Genomic DNA, 25,522 nt, shown 5'->3' on the forward strand with positions numbered 1-25,522 from the left:
ACGGGAGGGCTCGCGCCCTCCCGTCCTGGTCATCGGTTGTCGGCCTGCGCGCGCACGGCGAGCCGCCCCTGCCGCGAGATCCGATAGGGGCCGCCCTGGCGCGACTCGATCAGGTGTTTTCGCCTGAGCCCGCCGAAGATGGCGAGCGAGCAATCGCTCAGGACGTGGCCTTCATGGGTGAAGCAATCGATGTGATGGATGCGGCCGTTCTCGCCGCGAAGATGGCGGATCTGTCCGCCACGGGCCAGCACGTGCAGCACGCGCTGCTCGCCCCGCGAAATGTTCATGTTGGTAGAGCCTGTGCATGGAACCATGACAAGCGCAGCGGTGAAGGCGGGCCCTAAAGACCGCATCTTTCACCCGGCGCTGGATCAGGTCTCGCCTCAGCGAAACCTCACCGGGTTCCCACAGTCTCCAACATAAAACCCTCTTGAACATCGCGCGGACGCCTCGCGCCCAGGGTGGAGGCGTTTAAGCGAGCGCCCGGCGTGCGTCAATAACCGGGCGGCGGGATAGCTGAGGCCAAAGCCGGTTTCGCAGCCGGCCTCGGATGCGCTATGGAGCCGGAATGTCGACCGATGATTTCCTCGCCCGCTTCGGCGCCGCCGGCCAGCGCCAACCCGATCCCGTCGCCGCCGCCCAGCAGGCGATGCGCAACCCGCTGCCCAAGCGCTTCTACGCGAAGGCGGAAGCGCTGGAGCGCGACGGGCTCTTCCATGTCGTGCTCGATGGCCGCACCGCCCGCACCCCGGCCCGCAAGCCGCTCGCCGTCGCCTCGCAGGCGGTGGCCGAGGCGCTTGCGGAGGAATGGCAAGCCCAGCAGGAGCTGATCGATCCGGCCCGGATGCCGCTGACCCGCCTGGTCAACTCGGCGCTCGACGGCGTTGCCGATCAGGGCGAAGCCGTCCGCGCCGAGATCGTCCGCTATGCCGGTAGCGATGCGCTTTGCTATCGCGCCGGCGAGCCGGAGGCACTGGCCGAGCGGCAGGATGAAATCTGGAACCCGCTGATCGCCGCGCTGGAAGAGCGTCTCGGCGGTCGCTTCATGATGGCGCAGGGCGTGGTCTTCGCCGAGCAGCCGCAGGCCGTGCTCGACGCGGTGGCCAAACGCGTCGCTGCGATTCTCTCACCGGTTGCGCTCGCCGGTGCCCACAACGTCATGACCCTGACCGGCTCGACCATCCTGATGCTGGCGCTGGCCGAGGAACTGATCGATGCCGAGGCTGCCTGGTCCGCCGCCCATCTCGACGAAGATTATCAGATCGGCATCTGGGGACAGGACGAGGAAGCGGCCGAGCGCCGCGCCATCCGCCGCAGGGAGTACGACGCCGCCGTGCTGCTGCTGACGAAAGGCTAGAAGCAATGTTTCCGGGCGCGCCCAAGGCCGACAACCCGAGCGACTATGTCGCCCAGCTCGATGGCTGGCGGCTCGCGACGGTCGAGGCTTTGCGCACTGCTGTGAAGGCGGCGGCCCCGCTCGATGAGCGGATCAAGTGGACACATCTGGTCTATGTCTCGAACGGGCCAGTGCTGTTGATCCGGGCCGAGGCCGAGCGCGTCCTGTTCGGCTTCTGGCGCGGCAAGCGGCTGCGCCACATCGAGCCGCGGCTGAAGCCGGGCGGCAAGTTCGAACTCGCGACCATGGTGCTGCGCGAAGGCGATGCGGTCGATCCCGCCGTCGCGACCGAACTGGTGCGCGCCGCAGTCGCGCTCAATCGCGAGCTCGGCGACCCGAGCAAGCCGAGCCTCTGACTAGGCTGCCGGCGGCGGCTCGGTCAGCACACGGTCGATCAGCCCCCAGTCCCGCCCCTCCTCGGCGGTCATGAAACGGTCGCGGTCGAGCGTGCGCTCGACCTCCTCCTCGCTGCGCCCGCAATGCTCGGCATAGAGGCGGATCATCCGCCGCTTGGTCTTCTGGATCTCCTCGGCCTGGATCAGGATGTCCGAGGCCTGCCCCTGCGCGCCGCCGAGCGGCTGATGGACATGCAGGCTGGCATTGGGCAGCGCCGCCCGTTCGCCCGGCTCGCCCGCCATCAACAGGAAGGAGCCCATCGAGCGGGCCGTGCCCATGCAGAGCGTGTGCACCGGCGAGCGGATGTAGCGCATCGTGTCGTAGATCGCGAAGCCGCTGGTGACGACGCCGCCGGGCGAATTGATGTAGAAATGGACCGGCCGTTTCGGGTTCTCGGCCTCGAGGAACAGCAACTGCGCGCAGACCAGCGCGGCGCTGCCATCGTTGACCTCGCCGTTCAGGAAGATGATCCGCTCGCGCAGCAGGCGCGAATAGATGTCGAAGGAGCGTTCCCCGCGGGTCGACTGTTCGACGACCATAGGGACGAGCTGCATCGTGCCGTGCATCGACGACATCCTCTGTTCGGGACTGTTGGTGACTAGGCTTGCGGGCAGGCCCGCGCCGTCAGGCGGCGCGCAGCATGAGCGGCTGGTTGCTGTTTGCGGGCGCGGGTGGCTGCTCGCTGAGCCTCGCATCGGTCAGCCGGTGGATGATCCGCAGTTCCGTCCCGCCTTCGTTCGGCGCGAGCTCGAAGGTCACGATGCTCTCGAGGAAAGGCGGCTCTTCCTCCGTCAGCCGGTAGCGCACCTCCTGCCCCGGCACGGTCGAGAGCGCCTCGACCTGCGCCGGTAGCCATCTCTCGCGAAACGCTGGAATACTGAGCGCCCGCCAGACCTTCTCGGGCGGCGCATCGAGCTGGTACGCGAAGACCAGCTGCTTCGTGCGATCCTGGGTGTCGCTCTCGCTCATTGGTCCATGTCCCGCAGCAGATCCTTGAGGGCATCGATGCGCGCCGGCCAGTAGGCGCGGTATTTCGCCAGCCATTGCGCGATCAGGGCAAGCCCATCCGGGTCGACCTCGTAATTGACGAAGCGCCCCTGCCGCTCCTCCCGCACCAACCGCGCCGTGCGCAGCACGGCGAGATGCTGCGACATCGCCGGCTGGCTGATCGCCATGCCCTCGCGCAATGCGCTGGCGTTCATGCCGCCGGTCGCGAGCTTCTCGAAGATCGCCCGGCGTGTCGGGTCGGCCAGCGCCTTGAAGATGTCCTGCTCCATGAGAAACACATAAGCATGCACTTATTTGATTCGCAAGTGGCTCGCAGACGCGCCGTCAGCTCGCCAGGATCGGATACAGCGAGGCGACGAGAAGCAGCGCCATCACGATGTTGAAGATGCGCTGGCGCGCCGGATCGGCCAGCAGGCCGCGCAGCAGCGTGCCGCCGACGGCCCAGACGGCGATGCAGGGCCCGTTCACCACGGCGTAGACGATGACGACGATCGCCAGGTTGAGGAAATAGCCGTCGGTCGGCGTATAGGCGGCGACGGCTCCGACCGCCATGATCCAGGCCTTGGGATTGACCCATTGGAAAGCCGCAGCGGCCGGGAAGCTGAGCGGTGGCGCCGCCTCGGCTCCGGGCTCCATTGGAGCCGAGCGCGCGATCTTCCAGGCGAGATAGAGAAGATAAGCGCTGCCGGCATAGCGCAGGATGTCGTGCAGGACAGGGATGGCGCTGAACAGGCCCCCTAACCCGAGCCCGACCGCAAGGACGAGCCCGCAGAAGCCGAGATTGATCCCCAACAGCAGCGGCAGGCTCGCGCGGAAACCGTGATTGGCGCCGGAGGCCAGCAGCAGCGTGTTGTTCGGCCCGGGCGTGATCGAGGTCACGAAGGCATAGCCGATGAAGGCGAGCAGCAATTGCGGCGTCATTGTCCGGTCCAGCGTTGGCAAGCGTCGCGCTGGTGATTGTCGATGTGACACTTCTTGCATAGACTAAAAAGTGTTCCGTGACACAATTTCGAGGTGACATGCTCCTTGCTTCACCCTGGCGGCCTCGCCTGGCCGAGTGCGAGGGCTCCCCCAGCGAGCGGCTGGCCGAGGCCCTGGCCCACGACATCGCTGACGGCTCCCTGCCGCAGGGCGCGCGCCTGCCGGCTCACCGCCCCCTCTCCTGGCAGCTCGGCATCGGCCTTGGCACGGTGACCAAGGCCTATTCCCAGCTCGAACGCCGCGGCCTCGTCCGCAGTGTCCGCGGCCGCGGCATGTTCGTCGCGGGCCAGTCGCAGGCGGCCAGCCGAATGGTTGACCTCAGCGTCAACCTGCCACCGCAATTGCTGAGCGATCGCCTGCTTGCCGCCATTTTGGGCGATCTTGCGAAGCGGCTCGACGCCGACAGCTTCGGCACCTATGCCGCGCCGGCCGGCCGGCGCGAGCATCGCACGCTGCTCGCCCGCTGGCTCGCTCCGACCGGCATCGCTCCCGCTCCCGAGCGGCTGCTGATCTGCAACGGTGCCCAGCATGCGCTCGCCATTGCGCTGGCGATCACCTGCGGCCCCGATACCGAATTGCTGACCGAGGCGCTGAGCTACCCCGGAGCGATCGCGCTGGCCCGCCGGCGTCGCTTGCGCTTGACCGGGCTCGCCATCGACGATGAGGGCCTCCTCCCGCAGGCGCTCGACCAGGCTTTGCACGGGGCGGCCGCGGCGGGGCGGCGCGCCGTGCTCTACATCACACCGACCCTGCACAACCCGACGACGGCGACGATGGGCGAAGCGCGCCGCCGCGAGATCGCGAAGCTCTGCCGCGCATACGACGCCCTGATCATCGAGGACGACATCCATGCCGCCTTGGCCGAGCCGGGCACGATCGCGATCGCCGCGCTCGCGCCGGAGCGGACGCTGCATGTCTCGGGCTTGTCGAAAGTGCTGAGCCCGGGCCTGCGCATCGGCTCCCTCATCGTCCCCGAGCCGTGGCTGGAAGCAGCCCTCTCCGAGCTGGCCGCGACTTGCACCACGGCGTCCCTGCTGCCCTGCCTCATCATGGAGCGCTGGCTCTCCGACGGCACCGCCGCCTCGGTCGCCCGGTCGATCCGCGACGAGGCGAGCCGCCGCGTCGCGATGGCGCGCGCGCTCTTGCCGCCCGGAATCGCCATGAGTTCTGGCGGCGGTTTCCATGTCTGGCTGCCGATGGCGCCGGAACGAGCGCGGGCCCTGCCGGCCCGCGCCGCCGCTTCCGGCATCCTGCTGCCGGCTCCGGAGATCTTCCTGGCCGATGCCAAGGCGCCGTCCTGGGGCATGCGGCTCAGCCTGGGCGGCCCGAAAATCGACAGGCTGCAGGATGCACTGGCGAGCCTGCGCGCCTTGCTTCTCGACGGTGGCGGCGGCAACGGGGCCCGGGCGATGCCGTGACCAGCACGGCGGTGCACAAAACTCCAGCCGCATGCTGTGAATGCCGCAATGGACTTCACCCGCAGCGCCGCTTAAGCGGGAAACAAGACCTTTAAAGACCGCGCCCGGGAGGCTCTTGATGAAGGACATCCTCGAACAGCTCGAAGACCGGCGCACGGGCGCCCGCCTCGGCGGCGGCGAGCGGCGCATCGAGGCGCAGCACAAGCGCGGCAAGCTGACCGCCCGCGAGCGCATCGAGCTCCTGCTCGACAAGGACTCCTTCGAGGAGTTCGACATGTTCGTGCAGCACCGCGCCGTCGATTTCGGCATGGACAAGGCCGAGAAGATCCCCGGCGACGGCGTCGTCACCGGCTGGGGCACGGTCAATGGCCGCACCGTCTTCGTCTTCTCCAAGGACTTCACCGTCTTCGGCGGCTCACTCTCCGAGACGCACGCGCAGAAGATCATCAAGATCCAGGACATGGCGCTGAAGATGCGCGCCCCTATCGTCGGCCTGTTCGACGCCGGCGGAGCCCGCATCCAGGAGGGCGTCGCGGCGCTCGGCGGCTATGGCGAGGTCTTCAAGCGGAACGTCCAGGCCTCCGGCGTCATCCCGCAGATCTCGGTGATCATGGGCCCCTGCGCCGGTGGCGACGTCTATTCGCCGGCGATGACCGACTTCATCTTCATGGTCCGCGACACCAGCTACATGTTCGTCACCGGCCCGGAGGTGGTGAAGACCGTCACCAATGAGACCGTGACCTCCGAGGAACTCGGCGGCGCCAAGGTCCATACCAGCAAGTCCTCGGTGGCCGACGGCTCCTTCGAGAACGATGTCGAGGCGCTGCTGCAGGTCCGCCGCCTGATCGATTTCCTGCCGGCCAACAACACCGTCGGCGTGCCGGAATGGCCGAGCTTCGACGTGCCCGACCGCGTCGACATGAGCCTGGACACGCTGGTCCCCGACAATCCGAACAAGCCCTACGACATCAAGGAATTGATCCTGAAGGTCGTCGATGAGGGCGATTTCTTCGAGATCCAGCAGGCCTACGCCGGCAACATCGTCACCGGCTTCGCCCGCATCGAGGGCCGCACCGTCGGCATCGTCGCCAACCAGCCGATGGTGCTGGCCGGCGTGCTCGATTCCGACGCCAGCCGCAAGGGCGCCCGCTTCGTGCGCTATTGCGATGCCTTCGAGATCCCGATCGTCACTTTGGTCGACGTTCCCGGCTTCCTGCCGGGCACGGCGCAGGAATATGGCGGCCTGATCAAGCACGGCGCCAAGCTGCTCTTCGCCTATAGCGAATGCACGGTGCCGCTGGTCACGATCATCACGCGCAAGGCTTTCGGCGGCGCCTATGACGTGATGGCCTCCAAGCATATCGGCGCCGACGTCAACTATGCCTGGCCGACGGCGCAGATCGCGGTGATGGGCGCCAAGGGCGCAGTCGAGATCATCTTTAGGGGCGGCGACGCCGAGACCATCGCGCGCCAGACCAAGGAATACGAAGACCGCTTCATGTCCCCCTTCGTCGCGGCCGAGCGTGGCTATGTCGACGAGGTGATCATGCCGCATTCGACGCGCCGCCGGGTCGCCCGTGCGCTGGCGATGCTGCGCACCAAGAGCGTCGAGCGGCCCTGGCGCAAGCACGACAACATTCCGCTCTGAGCCGTGCCTCGACGCCGGGGCTGTTTCACATCAGCCCCGGCAGCTCCGCCGCCAGCGCGTCGATGGCGACGCGGATTTTCGGCGGGAGATGCGGCGTCTGCAGCCAGAGCGCATGCACGTCATAGGGCAGCCGCCCCTCGCCGGGCAGCAGCTCGACCAACTCTCCGGCCTTGAGGCGCTCGCGCACCAGCCAGGACGGCAGCCAGACCAGGCCCATGCCGAGCACGGCCGCATCGGCGATCGCCTCGAGATCGTCGAGCCGCAGGCGATGACGCGGCATGATCTCGGCCGGCGGCCCACCCTCGCGCGGGAACACCCAGGGGCGCACGCGGCCTGAGCGGCGATAGACCCCCGCGTCATGATCAGCGAGATCGGCGAGCTGCACCGGCGTCCCACAGCGTTCAAGATAGGACGGCGCGGCGCAGACGATCATGTGCTGACGCGCGACGCGGCGCGTCACGAGGTTCGCCGCATCGTGCAGCTCGCCGGTCCGGATGGCGAGGTCGTGCCCGCCTTCGGCGAGGTCGACGAAGCCGTCGCCGAAGGCGAGGTCGAGCTCAAGCTGCGGATGGCGGCGCGCGAGACCCAGCAAGATCGGCATGACGCAACGCCGACCGAACAGAACCGGCAGCGCCACCCGGAGCTTGCCGCGCGGCTCGCCTAACTGGTCGGCGGCGAGCGCATCCGCCGCCTCGGCTTCGGCGAGAACGGTCTTGCAACGCTCGTAATAGGCGCGGCCGAACTCGGTCAGGCTCTGCCGGCGCGTCGTGCGGTTGAGCAGGCGCACCCCAAGGCGCTCCTCCAGGAAGCGGACATGCTTGCCGACCATGGGCGCGGAGAGGTCGAGCGCCGCTGAGGCCGCCGCGAAGGAGCCGAGATCGACCGCCCGGACGAAAACGGTCATGCTGGTGAGGCGGTCCATCATTCGAAATCAGAAGTTCCGATTATCGATCATGGGGCGCAATTTATCGCAGGATAGCGCGCTGCCATAGCTCATTCATTCGCTCTGTTTTGGAGTCATGAGCATGGCCCGCATGATCCGCTTCCACCGCCATGGCGGCCCAGAAGTCCTGTCCATCGAGGAGATCGACGTTCCCCCGCCCGGCCCCGGCGAGGTCCGGATCCGGACCAGGGCCCTTGGTCTCAACCGGGCCGAAGCCCTGTTACGCTCAGGAGCCTACATCGAGCGGGCACAATTTCCGTCCGGCATCGGCCTCGAAGCCGCCGGCCTGATCGAGAGCGTCGGCGACAGCGTCAACGGTCTCTCGCCCGGCGATGCCGTCAGCCTGGTGCCGCCGCGCTCGATGCTGCGCTGGCCGGTGCATGGCGAGCTCGTCACCGTCCCGGCCGAACTGGCGATCAGGCACCCGCCGACACTGGGCTGGGAGGCGGCCGCAGCGAGCTGGATGCAGTACCTGACCGCTTATGGCGCGCTGATCGAGATCGCCCGGCTCAGGCAAGGCGAGCATGTGGTGATCACAGCGGCATCGAGCAGCGTCGGCCTCGCCGCGATCCAGATCGCCAACCGAATCGGCGCGATCCCGATCGCGGTGACGCGGACTTCGCGCAAGGCGCAGATGCTGAGAGAGGCCGGCGCCACCCATGTCATCGCCTCGGCCGAGGAGGATTTAGAAGCACGGCTAAAGGAGATCGCCGGTGAGGATAGCATCCGAGTCATCCTCGACGCCGTCGGCGGCCCGGCATTCCTGCCACTGACCGCCGCTATGGCACGCGGCGGTATCCTCATCAACTATGGCGGCCAGAGCTCCGAGACGACGCCCTTCCCGCTCTTCAACGTCCTGAGCAAGAGCCTGACGCTGCGCGGCTACCTCGTCCACGAGATCACCGGCGATCCCGAACGTCTCGCCACCGCCAAGGCCTTCATCCTCGACGGGCTGACCGACGGCTCCCTGAAGCCGGTCATCGCCCGCTGCTTCCCGTTCGAGGAGATCGCCGCGGCACATCGCTACCTCGAATCGAACGAGCAATTCGGCAAGGTCGTGGTGACGCTCTGATATCTCGCGGCGGGCCCGACGCTACGGCGCCCGGCTCAGCCGCGAAATGCCTCCCGCCTGGAGGCCGACCGGACAATCAGCGTGCCAGCCGCGAGGCCGTCAAAGTACTGTTTAGAGCAATTATCAACTAATACGTATTGCGACGACACAACCACAGCATGGTTGCACGTTTTGACGGCCCGACTATTGAACGTGGCGCATCTGCATTAAGCAACGGCTCCATTGCCCCGTTTCACGACCATCACCGTCTTTGCCATCACGCTCGCCCTGTGGTGGCTCGCCAGTCGCTCCGGCTGGGTCAGCGCCTTCCTGCTGCCGGCGCCCGCCACGGTTGCGGAGACGCTGGGCGAGCTGATCGCGTCGGGCGAATTGCTGCGCCACACGCTCGTCAGCCTCAGGCGCGTGGCGCTCGGCTATGTGCTCGCCATCGCCTTCGCCGTGCCGCTCGCTTTGCTCTTCGTCCTGAGCCGCAGGCTGCGCGACATGTTCGAGCCGCTGCTCGAATTCCTGCGCCAGATCCCGCCACTGGCCCTGATGCCGCTGCTGATGCTCTGGCTCGGCATCGGCGAGACCCAGAAGGTCGGGATCATCATCCTCTCCTGCTTCTTCCCGATCTTCCTCGGCGTGCGCGGCGGCTTCGATTCGGTCGATCGCAAGCTGATCGATGTCGGTACGGTCTGCGGCTTCTCGCGCTCGCAGGTCATGCTGCGCATCGTGCTGCCCTCGGCCCTGCCGGCGATCGTCGTCGGCCTCAGGATCGGGCTCGGCTATAGTTGGCGCGCGCTGGTCGGCGCCGAGCTGATCGCCTCCTCGGCCGGGCTCGGCTACATGATCGTCGACGCCGAGAACCTGGCGCGCACCGATATCGTGCTGGCCGGCATCCTGGTGATCGGCGTGCTCGGCCTCCTCGCCGACCATCTGCTGCGGCTCGCCATCCGTCGCAGCGCACCCTGGCTCGCCGGCGATCTGGAGATGGCCCGTGCTTGAGCTCTCCGGCATCGGCCGGCGCTACCGCGTCGGCGCCGAGGACGTCATCGCGCTCGCCGATGTCGACATCGCCTTTCCGTCCGGCTCGTTGACCACGCTGGTCGGGCGCAGCGGCTGCGGCAAGACGACCTTGCTGCGCATCCTCGCCGGGCTCGAGCAGCCAAGCGAAGGCGAGATCCGGCGCAGCGATGGCAGGCCAGCCCGCATCGGCGTCGTCTTCCAGGAAGCGAGGTTGATGCCCTGGCTCGATGTCTCCGCCAATGTCGGCTTCGGCCTGCGCGGCCGGGTTCCGCGCGCCACGGCACAAGAGCGCTGCGCCGCTGCGATCGGGCTCGTCGGCCTCTCGGCCTTCGCCGCCGCGATGCCGGCCCAGCTTTCCGGCGGCATGGCCCAGCGCGTCGCGATCGCGCGTGCGCTCGTCCAGGAGCCCGACTTGCTGCTGCTCGACGAGCCCTTCGCCGCGCTCGACGCCTTCACCCGTCGCGCCATGCAGAACGAGCTCGTCGCGATCTGGCAGCGCCGCCGCCCGACCATCGTCTTCGTCACCCATGACGTCGAGGAGGCCGTGCTGCTTGGCGAGCGGGCGCTCGAAATGCAGGCCGGCCGCATCGTCGGCCGCGAGGAGATCGCCCTGCCCTATCCGCGCGATCCGACCGACCCGGACGTCAATCTCCATCGCCGGCGCATCCTCGCCCGGCTGATGGCGACGCCCGCGCCTGTCCCGGACTGAATTCGTTTTCCAAGGAGACCATCATGAAGAAGCCCCTCGCCTGTCTCGGCCTAGCGCTCGCACTGCTGCTGCCCTCGGTCCATGCCCAGGCCCAGACCGCCGAGAAACCGAAGACGGTGCGCATCACCTATGTCACCGCGCCCTTCAACGTCCCCTCGATCGTGATGCGCGAGAAGGGCTTCCTCGACGAGGCCTTCGCAGCTCACGGCATCAAGGTGGAGAACCCCGTCATCACCTCCGGCGCCCAGCAGACCCAGGCGATCGCCGCCGGCGAAGTCGACATCGCCAGCGTGCTCGGCGGCACCTCGGCGATCCTGGCGGCAGCGAACGGCGTGCCGCTCAAGGTCGTCGCGGCCTATGCCCGCTCGCCAAAGGCTTATTTCCTGATGACCCGCGCCGACGGCCCGGCCAAGCTCGCCGACCTCAAGGGCAAGAAGATCGCCGGCCCCAAGGGCACGGTGCTGAACCAGCTCCTCGTCGCAGCGCTCGCCTCGCAAAAGCTGAAGCTGAGCGATGTCGAGTACATCAACATGGACCTGCCGGCCGCCCGCGCCGCGCTGCTTGCCGGCCAGGTCGACGTCGCGACGCTTGCCGGCGCCAACGTCACCCAGGTCGAGAAGGCCGGCGGCCGCGCCCTGGCCAGCGGCGACGGCCTGATCAAGCCGACGACGGTGATCGGCGCGAGCACGGCCTTCGTCGAAAAGCATCCGGACCTGCTCGCCGCCTATTTCACCGCCCATCGCAAGGCGCTCGACTTCATGGCGAAGAACCCGGACGAAGCCCTGGCCATTGCCGCCAAGGACCAGAAAATCTCGGTCGAGGACGCCCGCGCCCAGCTGCCGCTTTACGACTTCAGCCCGGCGATGACCGAGGCCGACGTCGCCAACCTCACCGAGGACCAGGCGTTCATGATCGAGGCCGGCATGCTGCAGAAGGCCAAGGCGATCGATATCAAGGCGAGCCTCGTCGCGCCGTCCGCCTTCACGCTCAACTGAGCCACGCCGGGGCGCCCCCCACCTCGCGGGCTCCCCGGCCAACCGGCACCGAAACCATGAAACTCTCGCTCCTCGATCCCCTCGTCGTGCCGAAAGGCTCGACCTCCGGCGGTGCCTTGCGCACGGCGATGGCCATGGCGAAAGAGGTCGAGCGGCTCGGCTTCGTCCGCTACTGGATCGTCGAGCATCACGACGTCGTCTTCGAGGCGAATCCTGCACCGGAGGTCTTCGCCGCGGCGCTGGCCGGCGCGACCTCGCAGATCCGCATCGGTGTCGGCGGCGTGCTGCTCAACCATTACAGCCCCTACAAAGTCGCCGAGACGCTGCGCACGCTGGCCGCGCTCTTTCCCGGCCGTATCGACGTCGGCATCGGCCGCGCCACGGCAGGCCCGCTCGCCGACCGGGCGCTGCGCCGCCTGCGCGGGGTCGAGCCTCCCGACGATCACGCCGAACATGTCGAGGAGTTGATCGGCTGGCTCGGTAACGATCTGCCGGCGACCTCGCCGTTCAGCTCCATCAGGATCATGCGCGACGAACCGGCGGGCCCAATGCCCTGGATCCTCGCCGTCAGCGAGAGCAGCGCCCGGCGTGCCGCCGAACTCGGCCTCGGCCTCGCCTGCAGCGCTTTCCACCAGCCCGAGCAGGCTCCGCATTCCTATGCCGCCTACCAATCTGCCTTCCGGCCGTCACGCCATGCCGCCGGACTCGCCACCCCCCAGGCCTTCATCGCGGTGCGCACCATCATCGGCGAAACACAGGAAGAGGCCGCGCGCCTCGCCATGCCGGTCCGCGCCGTCTTCCGCCAGCGCCGCAAGCTCGAGCGGATCATGCTGGAGCGCCTGCCTGAGCTCGACGAGGCCGTCGCGATCATGGACGGGATGATAGCGGCCGACGAGAGCGACTGGCCGAACTTCATCGTCGGCACGCCAGAGCGCGTTGCCAGCAAGCTGCGCCACATGGCGGCAATCACCGGCGCCGACGAGTTCATGATCCAGGACTTCCTCGACGACCCGGCACTCCGGCTGCGCAATTACGAACTGCTGCTGCGCGAGCTGGACTGAGCGCTACGTGGACGATTTAGCCCTCATCCTGAGGAGCAGCCGAAAGCTTCTCCTCAGATGTCTGGCCGCAAATGATGCGCAGGTTTCAAGAGCTTAGGCTTCAACACCCATCACGGTGTCATCCCGGACGGAGCGAAGCGGAGATCCGGGATCCATTCCGGAGCCTTCCCGATTGAGGTTCCGGAATGGGTCCCGGGTCTCCCTCCGGTCGCCCGGGACGACTCGCGCTTTTTTTGGGTACTGAAAATCTCTCTCAAGCCCAGCGCTTGAACACCACGCTGGCATTGACGCCGCCGAAGCCGAAGCCGTTCGAGATGGCGTGCTCCATCGCCAGCGGCCGCGCCACCTTGGCGACGAGGTCGAGCCCGACTGCCTCGTCGTCCGGGTTCTCGAGGTTGAGCGTCGGCGGCGCCATCTGGTCGCGCAAAGCGAGGATGGTGAAGACCGCCTCCAGCCCACCCGCGGCGCCGAGCAGATGGCCCGTCGCGGCTTTCGTCGCGCTGATCGCAATGCCGCCGCCTGTGCCGAACAGGGCCTTCACTGCAGCGAGCTCGCCGCGATCACCAACGGGGGTCGAGGTGGAATGGGCGTTGAGATGGCGGACATCACCCGGCTGCAACCCTGCCTGCTTCAGCGCCGTCTGCATCGCCCGGCGCGCGCCGGAGCCGTCCTCGGGGCCGGAAGTGATGTGATAGGCGTCGGCACTGGTGCCGTAGCCGGTCAGTTCGGCAAGGATCGTGGCGCCACGGGCTTGCGCATGCTCCAGCGCCTCGATCACCACTATGCCGGCGCCCTCGCCCATGACGAAGCCGTCGCGGTCTCGGTCGAAGGGGCGTGAGGCCTTCTCCGGCTCGTCGTTGAAGCCGGTCGAGAGCGCGCGCGCCGCGGCAAAGCCGCCGAGCGCGACAAGATCGACGCAAGCCTCGCTGCCGCCGCAGAGCGCGATGTCGACCTCGCCGGCCCGGATCATCCGCGCCGCATCGCCGATCGCCTGCACGCCGGCGGCGCAGGCAGTGACCGGCGCGCCGATCGGTCCCTTGAAGCCATGGTCGATCGAGACATGGCCGGCGGCGAGATTGACCAGGAAAGACGGCACGGTGAAGGGCGAAAGCCGGCGCACGCCGCGCTGGTCGGTGGTCCGCACCGCCTCAGCGATCGCCGGGAAGCCGCCGATGCCCGACGCGATCACCGTCGCGGTGCGCTCGCGCTCGGCCTCGCTTTGCGGCTGCCAGCCGGCCTGGGCCAGCGCCTCCTTGGCGGCGACCAGCGCGAACTGGATGAAGCGGTCCATCTTGCGCTGGTCCTTCGGCGCGATCGCGACATCGGGATCGAAGCCACCCTCATTGTCCTCCGCCTTGCCCGGCACGATGCCGGCGACCTTGGCCGGCAAGGTCTCGGCGATCGCGTCGGGCAGGCGGCGCAGGCCCGAGCGGCCGGCGAGCAGGCGCTGCCAGGCGAGTTCGGCCCCGCAGCCCAAGGGCGAGACGACACCCAGTCCGGTGACGACGATGCGGCGCATGGCAGGCTCCTAGTTCGATCTGGCTCGGGTGGCTGCATGGCGCGCAGCGAGGCGCTCGCGCAGGTCGTTACTCGCGCGCGGCCCGGCGATGACGGTGGCATCTTCCGCGGTGACCGGCTGCAGGGTCGCGGCATCGACGACGATCGGTGTGATCGGCCGCCCGGTCCCGCGCTCGGCCAGCACGAGCGATGCGCCCTCGGGCGCGAGGTGCCGGTTGGCGAAGCCGATCAGCGCCACGACGACCGGAAAGAAGTCCCGGCCCTTCTCGGTCAGGATATATTCGTAGCGCTTCGGCCGCTCGCTATAGAGCCGCCGCTCGAACAGCCCGCTTTCGGTGAGATGCTTCAGCCGGCGCGCCAGCATGTTCGGCGCGATGCCGAGGCTGCGTTCGAACTCGTCGAAGCGGGTGATCCCCTGCAGTGCATCGCGCAGGATCAGGATGCTCCACCACTCGCCGACGGTCTCGACCGCGCGGGCGCAGGGGCATTCGGTGAGCGGAGCGAGCTTGGGCTGCATGGCCTCGCCGCGCTACCGCAGTCACTATCATTTTGCAAGCAACTATCGCACAAAGAGCGTCACGGCGCGTCCTGCCTCAATCCAGCGTGCTCCTGAACCTCATCAGCGCAATACCGGCATAGAGCGGCACAAAGACCGAGAGGTAGAACACCTCGGTGCCGATATCATCGAGACCGGCGCCCTTCAGCATGATCGCGCGCACGACGCGCAGGAAATGCGTCAGCGGGAAGATCTCGCCGAGCCACTGCGCCCAGAGCGGCATGCCGGCATAGGGGAACATGAAGCCCGACAGCAGCAGCGAGGGCAGGAAGAAGAAGAAGGTCAGCTGCATCGCCTGGAGCTGCGTACGCGCCATGGTCGAGATCGTGTAGCCGAGCAGCACCAGCGCCAGCACGAAGATGGTGACGCAGGTCAGGAGCAGCGCAAGGCTGCCGAGGAAGGGCACGCCGAACAGAAGCTTCGCCGCCGAAAGCACGACCGCGACCTGGACGCTGCCGACGGCGAGATAGGGCAGAACCTTGCCGAGCATGATCTCGCCCGGCGTCGCCGGCATGGCCAGCAGGTTCTCCATGGTACCGCGCTCGATCTCGCGGGTCAGCGCCATCGCCGTCATCATCACCATGGTCATCTGCAGGATGACGCCGAGCAGCCCTGGCACGATGTTGTACTGGGTGATCCCCTCCGGATTGTAGCGCCGGTGCACCACGAAGGAGAGCGCACTATCGCTCTGCTCGCGCTTCAGCTCCTCGGTGCCGAGCGCCCGCGTCAGCGCCCGGCTGGCTATGGTTTGCAGCGCGCCGACCGCGTTGCTGGACGCGGCCGGATCGGTCGCATCGGCCTCGACCAGGATGCGCGGCTCGTCGCCACGCTCGACGCGCATGCCGAAATCGCTGGGAATGGTGACGAGGAAGGAGATCGCCCCGCGCGCCATCAGGCTCTCGGCCTCGGCCGCGCTCTCCGGCCGCTTGCCGAAGCGGTAATAGCCCGAGACCTCGAGCGCCGCGACGACCGAGCGGGTGTAGCGATCCTGCCCCAGCGCCAGAACCGCCGCCGGCAAGCCCTTGGGATCGTTGTTGATCGCGTAGCCGAACAGCAGCAGCTGGACAATCGGCACCACCAGCATCATCGCGAAGGTGATGCGGTCGCGCCGCATCTGTACGAACTCCTTGGCCAGCACCGCGCCGAGCCGGCCGGGCGAGAACAGAGCAAGCGCGCTCATGCCGCCCTCCCTTCCGCCTGGGCCTTGGCCATGAACTGGATGAAGACGTCCTCCAGGCTGGTCGCGTCCGGCTCGATGCGGATGCCGGGGCGATCCTTCAGATGCGCCAGCGCCGCTTGCAGCTTCTCCTTGTCGGTGCCGACGACATGCAGCGTCGTCCCGAAGGGCGCGACCTGCTCGACGCCATCGGTCTTCGCGAGGTCGGCGATCTCGGTCGGCTTCAGTGCGCCGTGGACGACATAGGTCGACAGGCCCGAGCCCTTCACCACCTCATCGACCGTCCCGGTCGCCAGCATCCTGCCATAGGCGATGTAGCCGATGCGGTGGCAGCGCTCGGCCTCGTCCATGTAATGGGTCGAGACCAGCACCGTCAGCCCGTCGCCGGCGAGCCGGTGGATCTCGTCCCAGAATTCCCGCCGCGCCTTGGGATCGACTCCGGCGGTCGGCTCGTCGAGCAGCAGGAGCTTCGGCTGATGCATGATGCAGGCGGCGAGCGCCAGACGCTGCTTCCAGCCGCCGGACAGCGTGCCAGCGAGCTGGTCCTTGCGCGAGGTCAGGCCGAGATTGTCGAGGGTACGCGCGACAGCCTCGTCGACCGGCTTCAGCGCATAGAGTCGCGCGACGAAGGTCAGGTTCTCCTCGATCGTCAGGTCCTCGTAGAACGAGAACTTCTGCGTCATGTAGCCGACCTGGAGCTTGATCTGCGCACTCTGCGTGCGGACATCGAGCCCCAGCACGGTGCCCTCGCCGGCGTCGGGGGTCAGCAGCCCGCAGATCAGCCGGATCGTCGTGGTCTTGCCGGAACCGTTGGGCCCAAGGAAGCCGACGATCTCGCCTTGCCGGACGGAGAGGTCGACATTGTCGACGACGGTGCGCTTGCCGAAACGCTTGGTCATCCCGCGCACGTCGATGACGTTGCGCTCGCTCACCGCCGCACCCGCAGCATCACATCGACGATCTGGCCGGGCTGGAGGCGGGTCGCCGGCTCGCCCTCGGGCCGCGCCTCGACGAGATAGACCAGCTTCTGGCGCGTCTGCGCCGAATAGATCACCGGCGGGGTGAACTCCGGCTCCTGCGAGACATAGGAGACGGTGGCGGCGAGCCCCTGCGGGCAGCCCGAGCAGCGCACGTCGAGCCGCGTGCCGACGGTGGTGCCGAAGAGCAGCGCCTCCGGGACATAGAGCATCAGCTTGACTGCACCGTCGGGCAGGATGGTCAGCGCCGGCGCCGAGGGCCCGGCGAGCTCGCCGGGGTGGCGGATCAGGTCGGTGACGATTCCGGCCGCCGGCGCCATCAGCTTGCGCTGGCCGAGCCGCCACTTCGCCTGGTCGAGCGCGGCCTGCGCCTGCGCCACCTGGTTGCGCGCCGCCTTGATCTCCTCCTCGCGTGCCGCCAGCCGGGCGACGTTCAGATTGGCGATGGTCTCGCGCACCCGCGAGGTCGCAACATCGCGCGCCGTCTGGGCCTGGTCGAGATCAGCCTGGGTCGAAACGCCGCGACGGAACAGATCCTGCCGCCGCTCCAGCGCCCGCTCCGCCTCGCGCTCCTGCGCCTTGGCCGAGACCGCCGTGGCCTCGATCACGGCGATCTCCTCCGGCCGCCTACCGCTCAGCAGATTGGCGAGTTGGGCCTGCGCTTGCACAAGCCTCGCCTCGCTCTCCGCCACGGCGTTACGGGCATCGTCGGCCTGCAATTCGGCGAGCAGCGCGCCGGGCGCGACGCGCTCCCCTCGCCTGACCGCGACGCTCTCGATCCGCGCCGTATCGATCGGTCCGATCCGGACATATTCGCCCTCGACATAGCCGACGACCGCGGTCGAGGCCGGCGCGCAGATGCCGAGCGACGCGGCAATGGCGAAGGAGCAGATGAAGTCGAGGATCATGACGCCTCTCCCCTGCAGGCGAGGATGCTGGCACGGACCGAGCGCCTGACGGTTTCGCCGATGGCGCGGGCTTGGTTCGGGCCGATGTCGTCCCAGCCCATGCGCCGCGTCACGGCCGGCCGCGCGATGCGGAAATAGATGAGCTGGCCGATCGCCGTGAAGACGGCGAGCCGCGTCGCCGGCGCCTCGGGCTCCATCCCGGTCGCCGCCGCCCAGACCTGGCAGACCCGACGGTGCACCGGCTCGAACAGCCCGCCATAGAGCGTCTCGAAGGCCGGGCTCGGCGTGAACATCTCGCGCACGACGAAGCGGGCGACGACCTCGCTCTCCGGCGCCGTTGTCAGGAAGGCGACCATGCGGTCGATCAAGGAAAGCAGTTGCTCGGCTGCGACGTCGCGATCAGCGACATCGACCGTGATCGCGGCCGCGGGTACGCCGCCCGCCAGCACGGCCTGCATCCGAGCGATGACCGCCTCGGCGCAGGCCTTTCTCAGCCCATCCTTGCCGCCGAAATGGTAGGCGATGCCGGCGCTGTTGACCTTCGCCGCCTGGGCGATCTCGCGCGTCGAGGTCGCGTCGAAGCCGTTGCGGCCGAACAGGTCGAGCCCGGCCCGGATGAGCGCCTGCCGCGTGCCCTCGGCGTCCTTGAGGATGGATGTGCGTGCCATGGCGGGAGCTTGTAGCACGGATTCATGATTCAATCAATCGGTTGATTGAAATACAAGACAGAGCTGCCGCCCCCTCTTCTCATGTCTGATGATGCACAGAGTCTGGCACCGCGAGGCGCAACTTGGCACCGAGGCGCTACACCAATAACTGGCTCGAGTTGACCGACGTAGGCTCAGGAGGTTTGACGCGCGACACCAAGGCTCCAAAATGTCCAGCACCTGCCCACGCCGAGCGCGCACCAACCACATAAAGGTTCTCTTTCGCGCGTGGTCGCGATGAGCAGATTCGGCGCCGCCGCTCAGGGCGACGCCTGCGCCTGCCGGGTCGCGCGCAGCAACTCGCGCGGCAGCGCGCCGGTCTGACGCTCGACCATGCGGCGCACGACCGGCGGCTCAGGCCCGATATGCAGGTCCCTGACCCGGTCGCCGATTTCGGCGTCAGCCTGGGTGGCGCGCTGAGCCTGGCGGACATATTCGACCCAGGTCGGGCTGTCGTAGCGCTCGATCCAGAGCTCGGCGTCGGTCAGGTCGCGCAGCAGCGACCAGTGGCGGGCACCGTCGCGGCGGCGGATGCGCCGGCGCTCCTCCATCGCCTTCAGGAACTCGACCACGTCCTCCTGCCGGATACGCCATTCGATGGTGACGAAGACCGGGCCGCTGCGCGGCTCGATATCGACCGCGATCTCGGGCTTTCGCCAGCGGCTGAGCGGATCGAGGTTGAGTGCCTCGAGCGGCGGCAGCTGATACCGCAGCCCGACGGCCGCGCCGAAGACGAGTGCGACCGCCGCCGCGGTGAGGCCGCCGGCCGGGCCGGAATGGAGGGTGACCCAGCCCCAGGCCCAGCTGCCCGCGGCCATGCCGCCGAAGGTCGCCATCTGGTAGAGCGCAAGCGCGCGCCCCACCACCCAGCGCGGCGCCGATAACTGCACGGTCGAATTGAAGGTCGAGAGCGCCAGCACCCAGCAGGCGCCGCCGACCGCAAGCGCTGGCATGGTGAGCCACAGGGTCGGGCTTTGCCCCACCACCACGGCTGCGGCCGCATAGGCCAGGAAGGTCAGGCGCACGAGGGTCTCGGTGCTGAAACGACGGCGCAACCGGGCACTGACGAAGGCTCCGGCGACCGCGCCGGCGCCGAAGGCTCCCAGCAGGATGCCATATGTCAGCGGGCCGCCGCGCACGAGATCGCGTGCGACCAGCGGCATCAGAGCGAGACCGACGATGCCGCCGAAGCCGAAGAGGAAGGCGCGCAGAATGACGGCGCGGATATTGGGCGACATCGCGACATAGCGGAGCCCGGCGCTCATCGCGATCAGGAACGTCTCGCGCGGCAGCACGCGCTCGACGCGCGGCGGCTGCCAGCGGGCCAGCACGACGAGCAGGCCGATATAGCTGAAGGCATTGACGACGAAGGCAGCGACCGCGCCGAAGGCGGCGACGATGGCGCCACCGATCGCCGGGCCGACGCTGCGAGCGATGTTGAAGGCAACGCTGTTCAGCGTCACCGCCGCCGGCACCTCGAGTCGCGGTACCATGTCACCGACCGAAGACTGCCAGGCCGGGTTGTTGAGCGCGTTGCCGCAACCGAGCAGGAAGGTGAAGCCGAGCAGCAGCCAGGGCGAGAGCAGCCCATACCAGGCGAAGACCGCCAGCATGATCGAAACAGCGAGCATGAAACCCTGCGCCGTCAGCAAGATGCGGCGGCGGTCGTAGTTGTCCGCGATCGCGCCGGCGGCAAGCGAGAACATCATCACCGGCAGCGCGGTCGATGCCTGGACGAGTGCGACCATGTCCGGCGAATCGGAAAGCGAGGTCATCAACCAGGCGGCACCGACCATCTGGACGAGGCCGCCGAAGTTCGAGGCAAGGCTTGCGATCCAGACCGCACGGAAGATCGGCTGGCGCAACGGCGCAAAAGCCGAATAGCGCCCGTCATGAGGCTTCAGGCCCGCGGCGGCCAGGTCGGCTTCGGCGGTCTCGGCGGTGGTCTGCGTGGCGGGCTCATGCGGCATGCCACAGTTAGAGCATGCCGGCGGGCGATGGGAAGCCGCGCTTCGCCATTGTCCGTCATCAGATGATTCGAGACTGCTTTCGGGCTTCAGGACGGAGGCTGTGGCTCACCTGGGTTTCAGGGGCGGCTTCGGGCCCGTGATGTGCCCTGTATTCCAGGCTGGGCGCTGATCGTTCGGTTGTGCTTCGACAAGCATGCCGCATCCTTCCATCGGGAGGCCGCATCCGAAACCACGATATGTCCAGCCGGAAAGCGGACATTGCCGCCACGGAGCTGGGCGTCCCGCTAGTTCCAACTCGCTCGGGCTGAGGCCAGCTTCTCAACGCGTGCCGATACGCAAGCCGAATAGCTTCGGGATCGCCGCTGCGGCACGCATCGCAAAGCCGGCGCTCTCGCTTTTCTCTTCAGCCTCCTCGCATCCAATGATGCCCCAGCGCACGAGGCGGCCGCCAACGGCGCGGAAGGGCTCGGGAGGCAAGGCCGGCAGGTCGCGGGTGCAGAGCGGCAGGCTCGACCACTCATCCTTCACGCCAAGCACGAGCGAGGCGAGGCACTGGCCGCCCATATAGGTCGGGTTCACGCCATGTCCCGAATAGCCGCAGCCATAGTGGATGCGGGTGCCCGGCACGGTGCGGAAGAACGGCAAACGGTCGGAGGAGACGTCGATGCCGCCGCCCCATATCTTGGCGATGCCGACATCGGCCAAAGCCGGTAATAGCCGGCGGAGGCCCTTTTCCGCGCGCGCCGCCGAAGCTCGGTCCGTCGTCAGGCTCGGGTCCTGCGTATTGCCGCCGAAGCTGATCGGACCGGACCCGGATCCCATCAGGACACGCCCATCGGCGGTCTTGCGGAAGTAGTGGACGAACATCCTGAGGTCCGCGATCCCCTCGTCGCGATTCCATCCCATCGCCGCCAGCTTGTCGGGAGCGGGCTCGGTCATCAGGGCATAGGACGAGAACACGCTGACATGCGCCCGGATCTCCGGTCGCTTCGCCAACTCGATATTGGTCGCCAGCACCACCTCGCGGGCGATGATCTCTCCCCGAGGCGTTGAAATGCGATTGGGCGAGCCGGCGACGACGCTGCTCATCGGCGTGTTCTCGTAGATCGAGACGCCCGCATCGATCGCGGCCTTGCGCAAGGCCCGCGCCAGGCGGGCCGGATGCACATTCGCCCCCTCGGGGAGGTAGATGCCGCCGCGGAACACCGGCGAGCGGCAATAGTCTGCGACCTGCTCCGGGGTCAGCGGCTGCGCACTATCGGGGACTCCGAGGCGCTTGGCGGTATCGGCATAGAGCTTGATCTTGGCGTCCTGTGCCGGTGCTGCCGCGACGCGGACATTGCCGGCCTCGCGCCACCAGACATCCCTCCCCGGGGCTGTGGCAAAGGCACGGATGGCGTCTTGTGCACGGGTCCCGGCACGGGCGACGGCGAGTGCGCCATCGGCGCCGATATTCGCTGCCATTCCGGCAAGCGAAGCCCAGTAGCCATGGACCTTGCCGCCATTCTTGCCGCTGGCGCCGCAGCCGCACAACGATGCCTCGATCAGCGCGACCGAAAGCTGCGGAGCGCGCTCGCGCAAGGCAAGTGCCGTCCACAAGCCGGTGAAGCCACCACCGACGATCGCGACATCGACCGTGATCTGTCCGTTCAGGGCCGGCGACGCAGGCTCGTTTCCCTCGGCGCGCATCGCATCGCTGAACCACCAGGACGGATCGCCGGGGGAAGTACTCGGGAGATCGGACAGCTGCGGCATGGGCATGCCCTCGATTGGCGAGATGACGCGGACGCGAATTGAAAGCCTCCGCCGCGCTGACGCGACGGAGGAGAAGGCGCTCAGACCAGCGCCTGAACCTGGATCTCGACGAGGATGTCGTCGGCAGCGAGCCGCGACTCGACCGTCGCACGCGCCGGCGGCTGCTTGGGATCGACCCAGGCCTCCCAGGCCTGGTTCATTTCGTTGAAGGTACCGACGTCCTTCAGCCAGATATTCCCGACGACGATGCGCGTTTTATCGGTGCCGGCCATGGCCAGGTAGTTGTCGATCTGCGCGAGGATATCGGCGGTCTGCTCCTTGACACCGCCGCTGCGGTCCTTGGCGGTCAACCCGGACAGGAAAGCGAACCCGTTCGCGACCAGCACCTTGCTGAGGCGGCCGGTGACTTCGTGACGCGTAATCATGATTCCTCGTGACGTTTGGAATGATGGGCGGGCTCGTGCCGCCCGACGCTATCGCCCTAAAGGTGCGATTCCCGGATGTTGATGATCCAGATGAGTTTCGCTTCGCGATCGGAGCGATTGAAGAGGTGATGAGGGATCGTGCTCGGGAACTGGAAACTATCGCCTTCGGCGACCTGGAAGACCTCGTCCCCGATCGTCAGCTCGGCGTTCCCGGCCATCATGTAGCCCGCCTTGTCACCCGGGCCGGTCAGCACATCGGCGCTCTGCGCGCCCGGCGGGATCGTCAGGATCATGAAGCGGAGCTGGTCGTTGTCGCGCGGTGACAGCAGCTCCTTGGTGAAATGGCTGCCGCCGACCACGATCTTCGGGCGCTCGCCGGGATGGCGGACATAGCGGTTTTCGCGGGGAGGCTCCGCCTCGCTTTCGAGAAATGACCACAGCGTCACGCCGAGTGCGGCACGCAGTTTCTGCAGCGTGCTGATCGAAGGATTGGTTGCCCCCCGCTCGATCTGGCTGATGCTGCCCGACGAAACACCGGCTTTCGCAGCCAGCTCGAGGATAGTCATCCCGCGATCAGTCCTGAGCGCGCGCAGGCGCAGCCCGATCCGCATCGTCTCCAGCTGCTCGTCGGTTTCGGCATCTCCGGATTCGGCGGACGGGACTGGATCGATCATTGGCTTCCTAGGGGTCGAGCGCAGAACGACGATATGATGAGATTCTCAGTCGCGCAACCATTATACTGAAATTGATATTCAGAAGACCCGCCACCTCTCGTCATCTCGATCCGCAAAAAATTTTCACCGCATCGCATAAGGCGGCAAAACTCTTGACGCGAGGAACGAATTACGAAACATTTTTAGCCAAGCAGGCTTCTGCGGCGCCGGTCGGATGAAATTTACTTTCAATTTTCTGATGAAGCGTTTCAAACAAGCATCTGCCCGGCGCAGTTGGGAGAGGGATAATCATGACCGATACGCGGCTTCCATCACCTTGGGACCTGAACCGCCGCGGCCTCCTCGGCCTTGGCGCCGGCGCTTTGGCTGCCGCCTCCGGTCTCGCCGCCAGGGCGCAAGCCCCGGGCAAGCCGAATCCGCCGCCGCCCGCCAAGCCGACCGGAATCGTGGTTGTCGGACTCTCGCAGGAACCCGTCTCGTTCAACCCGCTGATGCCCGGCGTCGAAGTCGACGAGGTCGTCTGGACGAGCGTCTTCAACTCGCTCTGGGTTGCGGAGCCGGACGGAAGCCTGCGCCCCGATCTGGCAATAGCGGTCCCGAGCGAGGCCAATGGCGGCATTTCCGACGGCGGCCTTACCTGGTCGGTCAAATTGCGCAGCGACGTGAAATGGCATGACGGAACGCCGTTCACCGCCGAAGACGTCAAATATTCCCTGACGCTGATAAACGCTCCGGGGTTCAAGGCGCGCACGCGCGTCGGCCACGCCTTCGTCAAGGACATCGTGGTGAAGGGCCCCCACGAAATCACATGGCGGATGGAGAAGGCTTACGCGCCCTATCTTGCGATGCTCGCCAACACGCACATCGTGCCCAAGCACATCCTCGAAAAGGCGAGCGATCCGAACACCGCCCCGTTCAACAACGCCCCCGTGGGCACCGGCCCGTTCCGCTGGGGCACACGCCAGCCCGGCGACAACATCACATTGGTCGCCAATGAGAGCTACCACGGCGACGGCCCCTACCTTGAGAAGGCCGTCCTGAAATACGTGCCCGATTTGACGGCGCTGTATGCTCAGTTCCGGACCGGGCAGGTCGATCTCGTGATCATCTCGGGCATCCCGGCGAACTACTATCAGGAAGCGATCAAGCTGCCAGGGCGCAAGGTTGCGGTTGCACCGAGCGGGAATCTCGAAATCATCATGCCCAACCTCGGCAACAAGGCCTTTGCCGAGAAGGCCGTGCGTCATGCCCTCTACGCGGCGATGGACAAGCAGGCCATCATCGACGCGATCTATTACGGCGTGCCAAAGCCGACAGAGTCTTTCGCACCGCGCGAATCCTGGGCGTTCAACCCCAATCTTCCCGTCCAGAAGCGCGATCTCGACCGCGCCAACAAGCTTCTCGACGAAGCCGGCTGGAAACGCTCCGGCTCGGGCACACGCATGAAGAATGGCGTGCCGCTCGAATTCGCGGTCTCGACCACGACGGGCAACCAGCTGCGCGAGCAATGCCAGCAGCTGATGCAGCAGGACTGGCTGCAGATCGGCGCCAAGATGACGATCAACAATATGCCGGCCGCCGTGATCTGGGGTGAATTCTATGTGCGCTCGAAATTCGACTCCCTGCTTGTAGGCACCACGTTCCGGACGGGTGTCGATCCAGACCCGGCCTCGCGCTTCGCCTCGGACGCCATTCCGGTGAAGGGCGGCAGCGGCGGCAACTACATGCAGTGGGAGAACCCGGAAGCGGATGCCCTGATGAAACAGGGGCAGGAAACCTTCGATCAGGAGAAGCGGAAGGCGATCTACTGGAAGCTGCAGGACATCGTCCGCGAGGAACTGCCGATCCTGCCGATCTTCCAGTACGCCCCGATCGAAGGCGTGAAGGAAGGACTGGTCGGCTACCGGCCCAACATCAACCAACGCCAGAACGCTTGGAACATGGGCAGCTGGTACTGGGCGAAGTGACGGGAATGGCCGCGACCGGGAGGGTGGCGCTGTGATCGGGTTTCTCATACGCCGCTTGGGGCAATCAGTGATGCTGCTGTTCATCGTCTCGATGATCGGCTTCGCGATCCTGCATCTGGCGCCCGGCGGCCCGCTCTCGCAGTTCGCCGCCGGCGGTGACATGACCCAGGCCGATCTCGACCGCATCGCGGAACAGCTCGGCCTCAATCGCCCGCTGCCGGTGCAATATCTCGAATGGCTCTGGCGCATGCTG

General features: G+C 67.1%; 26 protein-coding genes and 1 pseudogene. 11 read left to right on the plus strand and 16 right to left on the minus strand.

Annotated features, from left to right (window positions below):
- Positions 1-29 precede the first annotated feature (29 nt).
- Positions 30-287: a YjhX family toxin gene (locus tag ASE66_RS06870; RefSeq protein WP_057188873.1), complete on the minus strand. Its 258-nt coding sequence runs from the start codon at positions 285-287 to the stop codon at positions 30-32.
- Positions 288-568: 281 nt separating this feature from the next.
- On the opposite strand from ASE66_RS06870, the gene ASE66_RS06875 reads away from it, so the two are divergent.
- Complete coding sequence (locus ASE66_RS06875) at positions 569-1,357, plus strand: ATP12 family chaperone protein (RefSeq protein ID WP_057188874.1); 789 nt, start codon at positions 569-571, stop codon at positions 1,355-1,357.
- Positions 1,358-1,362: 5 nt separating this feature from the next.
- Entirely contained in the window at positions 1,363-1,752 is a 390-nt protein-coding gene (locus tag ASE66_RS06880) for a DUF1801 domain-containing protein (RefSeq protein WP_057188875.1), read from the plus strand.
- Here the strand turns inward: ASE66_RS06880 and ASE66_RS06885 are convergent, their stop codons facing one another.
- The 4 genes from ASE66_RS06885 to ASE66_RS06900 are packed head-to-tail and all read right to left on the minus strand — an operon-like array spanning position 1,753 to position 3,721.
- Positions 1,753-2,358, minus strand: coding sequence for an ATP-dependent Clp protease proteolytic subunit (locus tag ASE66_RS06885; protein WP_057188876.1), 606 nt, complete (start codon positions 2,356-2,358; stop codon positions 1,753-1,755).
- A 58-nt stretch (positions 2,359-2,416) separates the two neighbouring features.
- Positions 2,417-2,761: an SRPBCC family protein gene (locus ASE66_RS06890; protein WP_057188877.1), complete on the minus strand. Its 345-nt coding sequence runs from the start codon at positions 2,759-2,761 to the stop codon at positions 2,417-2,419.
- Complete coding sequence (locus tag ASE66_RS06895; RefSeq protein WP_057188878.1) at positions 2,758-3,069, minus strand: ArsR/SmtB family transcription factor; 312 nt, start codon at positions 3,067-3,069, stop codon at positions 2,758-2,760. The genes ASE66_RS06890 and ASE66_RS06895 overlap by 4 nt, the downstream gene beginning before the upstream one ends.
- Positions 3,070-3,124: 55 nt before the next feature.
- Entirely contained in the window at positions 3,125-3,721 is a 597-nt protein-coding gene (locus tag ASE66_RS06900; RefSeq protein WP_057188879.1) for a LysE family translocator, read from the minus strand.
- A 98-nt stretch (positions 3,722-3,819) separates the two neighbouring features.
- On the opposite strand from ASE66_RS06900, the gene ASE66_RS06905 reads away from it, so the two are divergent.
- Both ASE66_RS06905 and ASE66_RS06910 read left to right on the plus strand, forming a co-directional pair.
- The gene (locus ASE66_RS06905) at positions 3,820-5,199 is read left to right on the plus strand and encodes a PLP-dependent aminotransferase family protein (protein WP_057188880.1); all 1,380 of its coding nucleotides are present in this window, start codon (positions 3,820-3,822) and stop codon (positions 5,197-5,199) included.
- Positions 5,200-5,317: 118 nt separating this feature from the next.
- On the plus strand, positions 5,318-6,847 hold the full coding sequence (locus ASE66_RS06910; RefSeq protein WP_057188881.1) for an acyl-CoA carboxylase subunit beta: 1,530 nt from the start codon (positions 5,318-5,320) through the stop codon (positions 6,845-6,847).
- Between the two features lie 25 nt (positions 6,848-6,872).
- Here the strand turns inward: ASE66_RS06910 and ASE66_RS06915 are convergent, their stop codons facing one another.
- Positions 6,873-7,769 (minus strand): LysR family transcriptional regulator, encoded by an 897-nt coding sequence (locus ASE66_RS06915; protein ID WP_057188907.1) that lies wholly within the window; start codon positions 7,767-7,769, stop codon positions 6,873-6,875.
- A gap of 103 nt (positions 7,770-7,872) precedes the next feature.
- On the opposite strand from ASE66_RS06915, the gene ASE66_RS06920 reads away from it, so the two are divergent.
- From ASE66_RS06920 to ASE66_RS06940, 5 genes are all read left to right on the plus strand, one after another.
- A complete protein-coding gene (locus ASE66_RS06920) occupies positions 7,873-8,862 on the plus strand; it encodes a zinc-dependent alcohol dehydrogenase family protein (RefSeq protein ID WP_057188882.1) in 990 nt (329 codons plus the stop codon).
- A gap of 222 nt (positions 8,863-9,084) precedes the next feature.
- Positions 9,085-9,849, plus strand: a complete 765-nt coding sequence (locus tag ASE66_RS06925) for an ABC transporter permease (RefSeq protein WP_057188883.1) — start codon at positions 9,085-9,087, stop codon at positions 9,847-9,849.
- On the plus strand, positions 9,842-10,579 hold the full coding sequence (locus ASE66_RS06930) for an ABC transporter ATP-binding protein (RefSeq protein ID WP_082613264.1): 738 nt from the start codon (positions 9,842-9,844) through the stop codon (positions 10,577-10,579). The genes ASE66_RS06925 and ASE66_RS06930 overlap by 8 nt, the downstream gene beginning before the upstream one ends.
- Before the next feature lie 23 nt (positions 10,580-10,602).
- The gene (locus tag ASE66_RS06935; protein WP_057188884.1) at positions 10,603-11,574 is read left to right on the plus strand and encodes an ABC transporter substrate-binding protein; all 972 of its coding nucleotides are present in this window, start codon (positions 10,603-10,605) and stop codon (positions 11,572-11,574) included.
- A 56-nt stretch (positions 11,575-11,630) separates the two neighbouring features.
- Entirely contained in the window at positions 11,631-12,635 is a 1,005-nt protein-coding gene (locus ASE66_RS06940; protein ID WP_057188885.1) for an MsnO8 family LLM class oxidoreductase, read from the plus strand.
- A 253-nt stretch (positions 12,636-12,888) separates the two neighbouring features.
- Here ASE66_RS06940 and fabF read toward each other — a convergent pair whose 3' ends face one another.
- The 10 genes from fabF to ASE66_RS06990 all read right to left on the minus strand — a co-directional run bounded on the left by fabF (position 12,889) and on the right by ASE66_RS06990 (position 23,239).
- The gene (fabF, locus tag ASE66_RS06945) at positions 12,889-14,154 is read right to left on the minus strand and encodes a beta-ketoacyl-ACP synthase II (RefSeq protein WP_057188886.1); all 1,266 of its coding nucleotides are present in this window, start codon (positions 14,152-14,154) and stop codon (positions 12,889-12,891) included.
- Between the two features lie 9 nt (positions 14,155-14,163).
- Positions 14,164-14,670, minus strand: a complete 507-nt coding sequence (locus ASE66_RS06950; protein WP_057188887.1) for a winged helix-turn-helix transcriptional regulator — start codon at positions 14,668-14,670, stop codon at positions 14,164-14,166.
- Positions 14,671-14,746: 76 nt separating this feature from the next.
- A complete protein-coding gene (locus tag ASE66_RS06955; protein ID WP_057188888.1) occupies positions 14,747-15,889 on the minus strand; it encodes an ABC transporter permease in 1,143 nt (380 codons plus the stop codon).
- Positions 15,886-16,785, minus strand: coding sequence for an ATP-binding cassette domain-containing protein (locus tag ASE66_RS06960; protein WP_057188909.1), 900 nt, complete (start codon positions 16,783-16,785; stop codon positions 15,886-15,888). Before ASE66_RS06960 ends, ASE66_RS06955 begins: the two co-directional genes overlap by 4 nt.
- Positions 16,786-16,814: 29 nt before the next feature.
- Positions 16,815-17,771 carry an HlyD family secretion protein gene (locus ASE66_RS06965; protein WP_057188889.1) on the minus strand — a complete coding sequence of 319 codons (957 nt, stop codon included), beginning with the start codon at positions 17,769-17,771 and terminating at the stop codon, positions 16,815-16,817.
- Positions 17,768-18,439 (minus strand): CerR family C-terminal domain-containing protein, encoded by a 672-nt coding sequence (locus tag ASE66_RS06970; protein WP_057188890.1) that lies wholly within the window; start codon positions 18,437-18,439, stop codon positions 17,768-17,770. Before ASE66_RS06970 ends, ASE66_RS06965 begins: the two co-directional genes overlap by 4 nt.
- 299 nt (positions 18,440-18,738) lie before the next feature.
- The gene (locus ASE66_RS06975; protein ID WP_082613265.1) at positions 18,739-20,448 is read right to left on the minus strand and encodes an MFS transporter; all 1,710 of its coding nucleotides are present in this window, start codon (positions 20,446-20,448) and stop codon (positions 18,739-18,741) included.
- 318 nt (positions 20,449-20,766) lie between these two features.
- The gene (locus tag ASE66_RS06980; protein WP_200964561.1) at positions 20,767-22,203 is read right to left on the minus strand and encodes an NAD(P)/FAD-dependent oxidoreductase; all 1,437 of its coding nucleotides are present in this window, start codon (positions 22,201-22,203) and stop codon (positions 20,767-20,769) included.
- 80 nt (positions 22,204-22,283) lie between these two features.
- A complete protein-coding gene (locus ASE66_RS06985) occupies positions 22,284-22,628 on the minus strand; it encodes a RidA family protein (RefSeq protein ID WP_057188892.1) in 345 nt (114 codons plus the stop codon).
- Between the two features lie 56 nt (positions 22,629-22,684).
- On the minus strand, positions 22,685-23,239 hold the full coding sequence (locus tag ASE66_RS06990; RefSeq protein ID WP_162262458.1) for a helix-turn-helix domain-containing protein: 555 nt from the start codon (positions 23,237-23,239) through the stop codon (positions 22,685-22,687).
- Between the two features lie 353 nt (positions 23,240-23,592).
- On the opposite strand from ASE66_RS06990, the gene ASE66_RS06995 reads away from it, so the two are divergent.
- Entirely contained in the window at positions 23,593-25,269 is a 1,677-nt protein-coding gene (locus tag ASE66_RS06995; protein ID WP_057188894.1) for a peptide ABC transporter substrate-binding protein, read from the plus strand.
- Between the two features lie 70 nt (positions 25,270-25,339).
- Positions 25,340-25,522 (plus strand): annotated as a pseudogene (locus ASE66_RS33130) (diguanylate cyclase); the annotation flags it as partial.

It is taken from the genome of Allobosea sp. Root483D1, assembly GCF_001429505.1.
Taxonomy (GTDB): domain Bacteria; phylum Pseudomonadota; class Alphaproteobacteria; order Rhizobiales; family Beijerinckiaceae; genus Allobosea.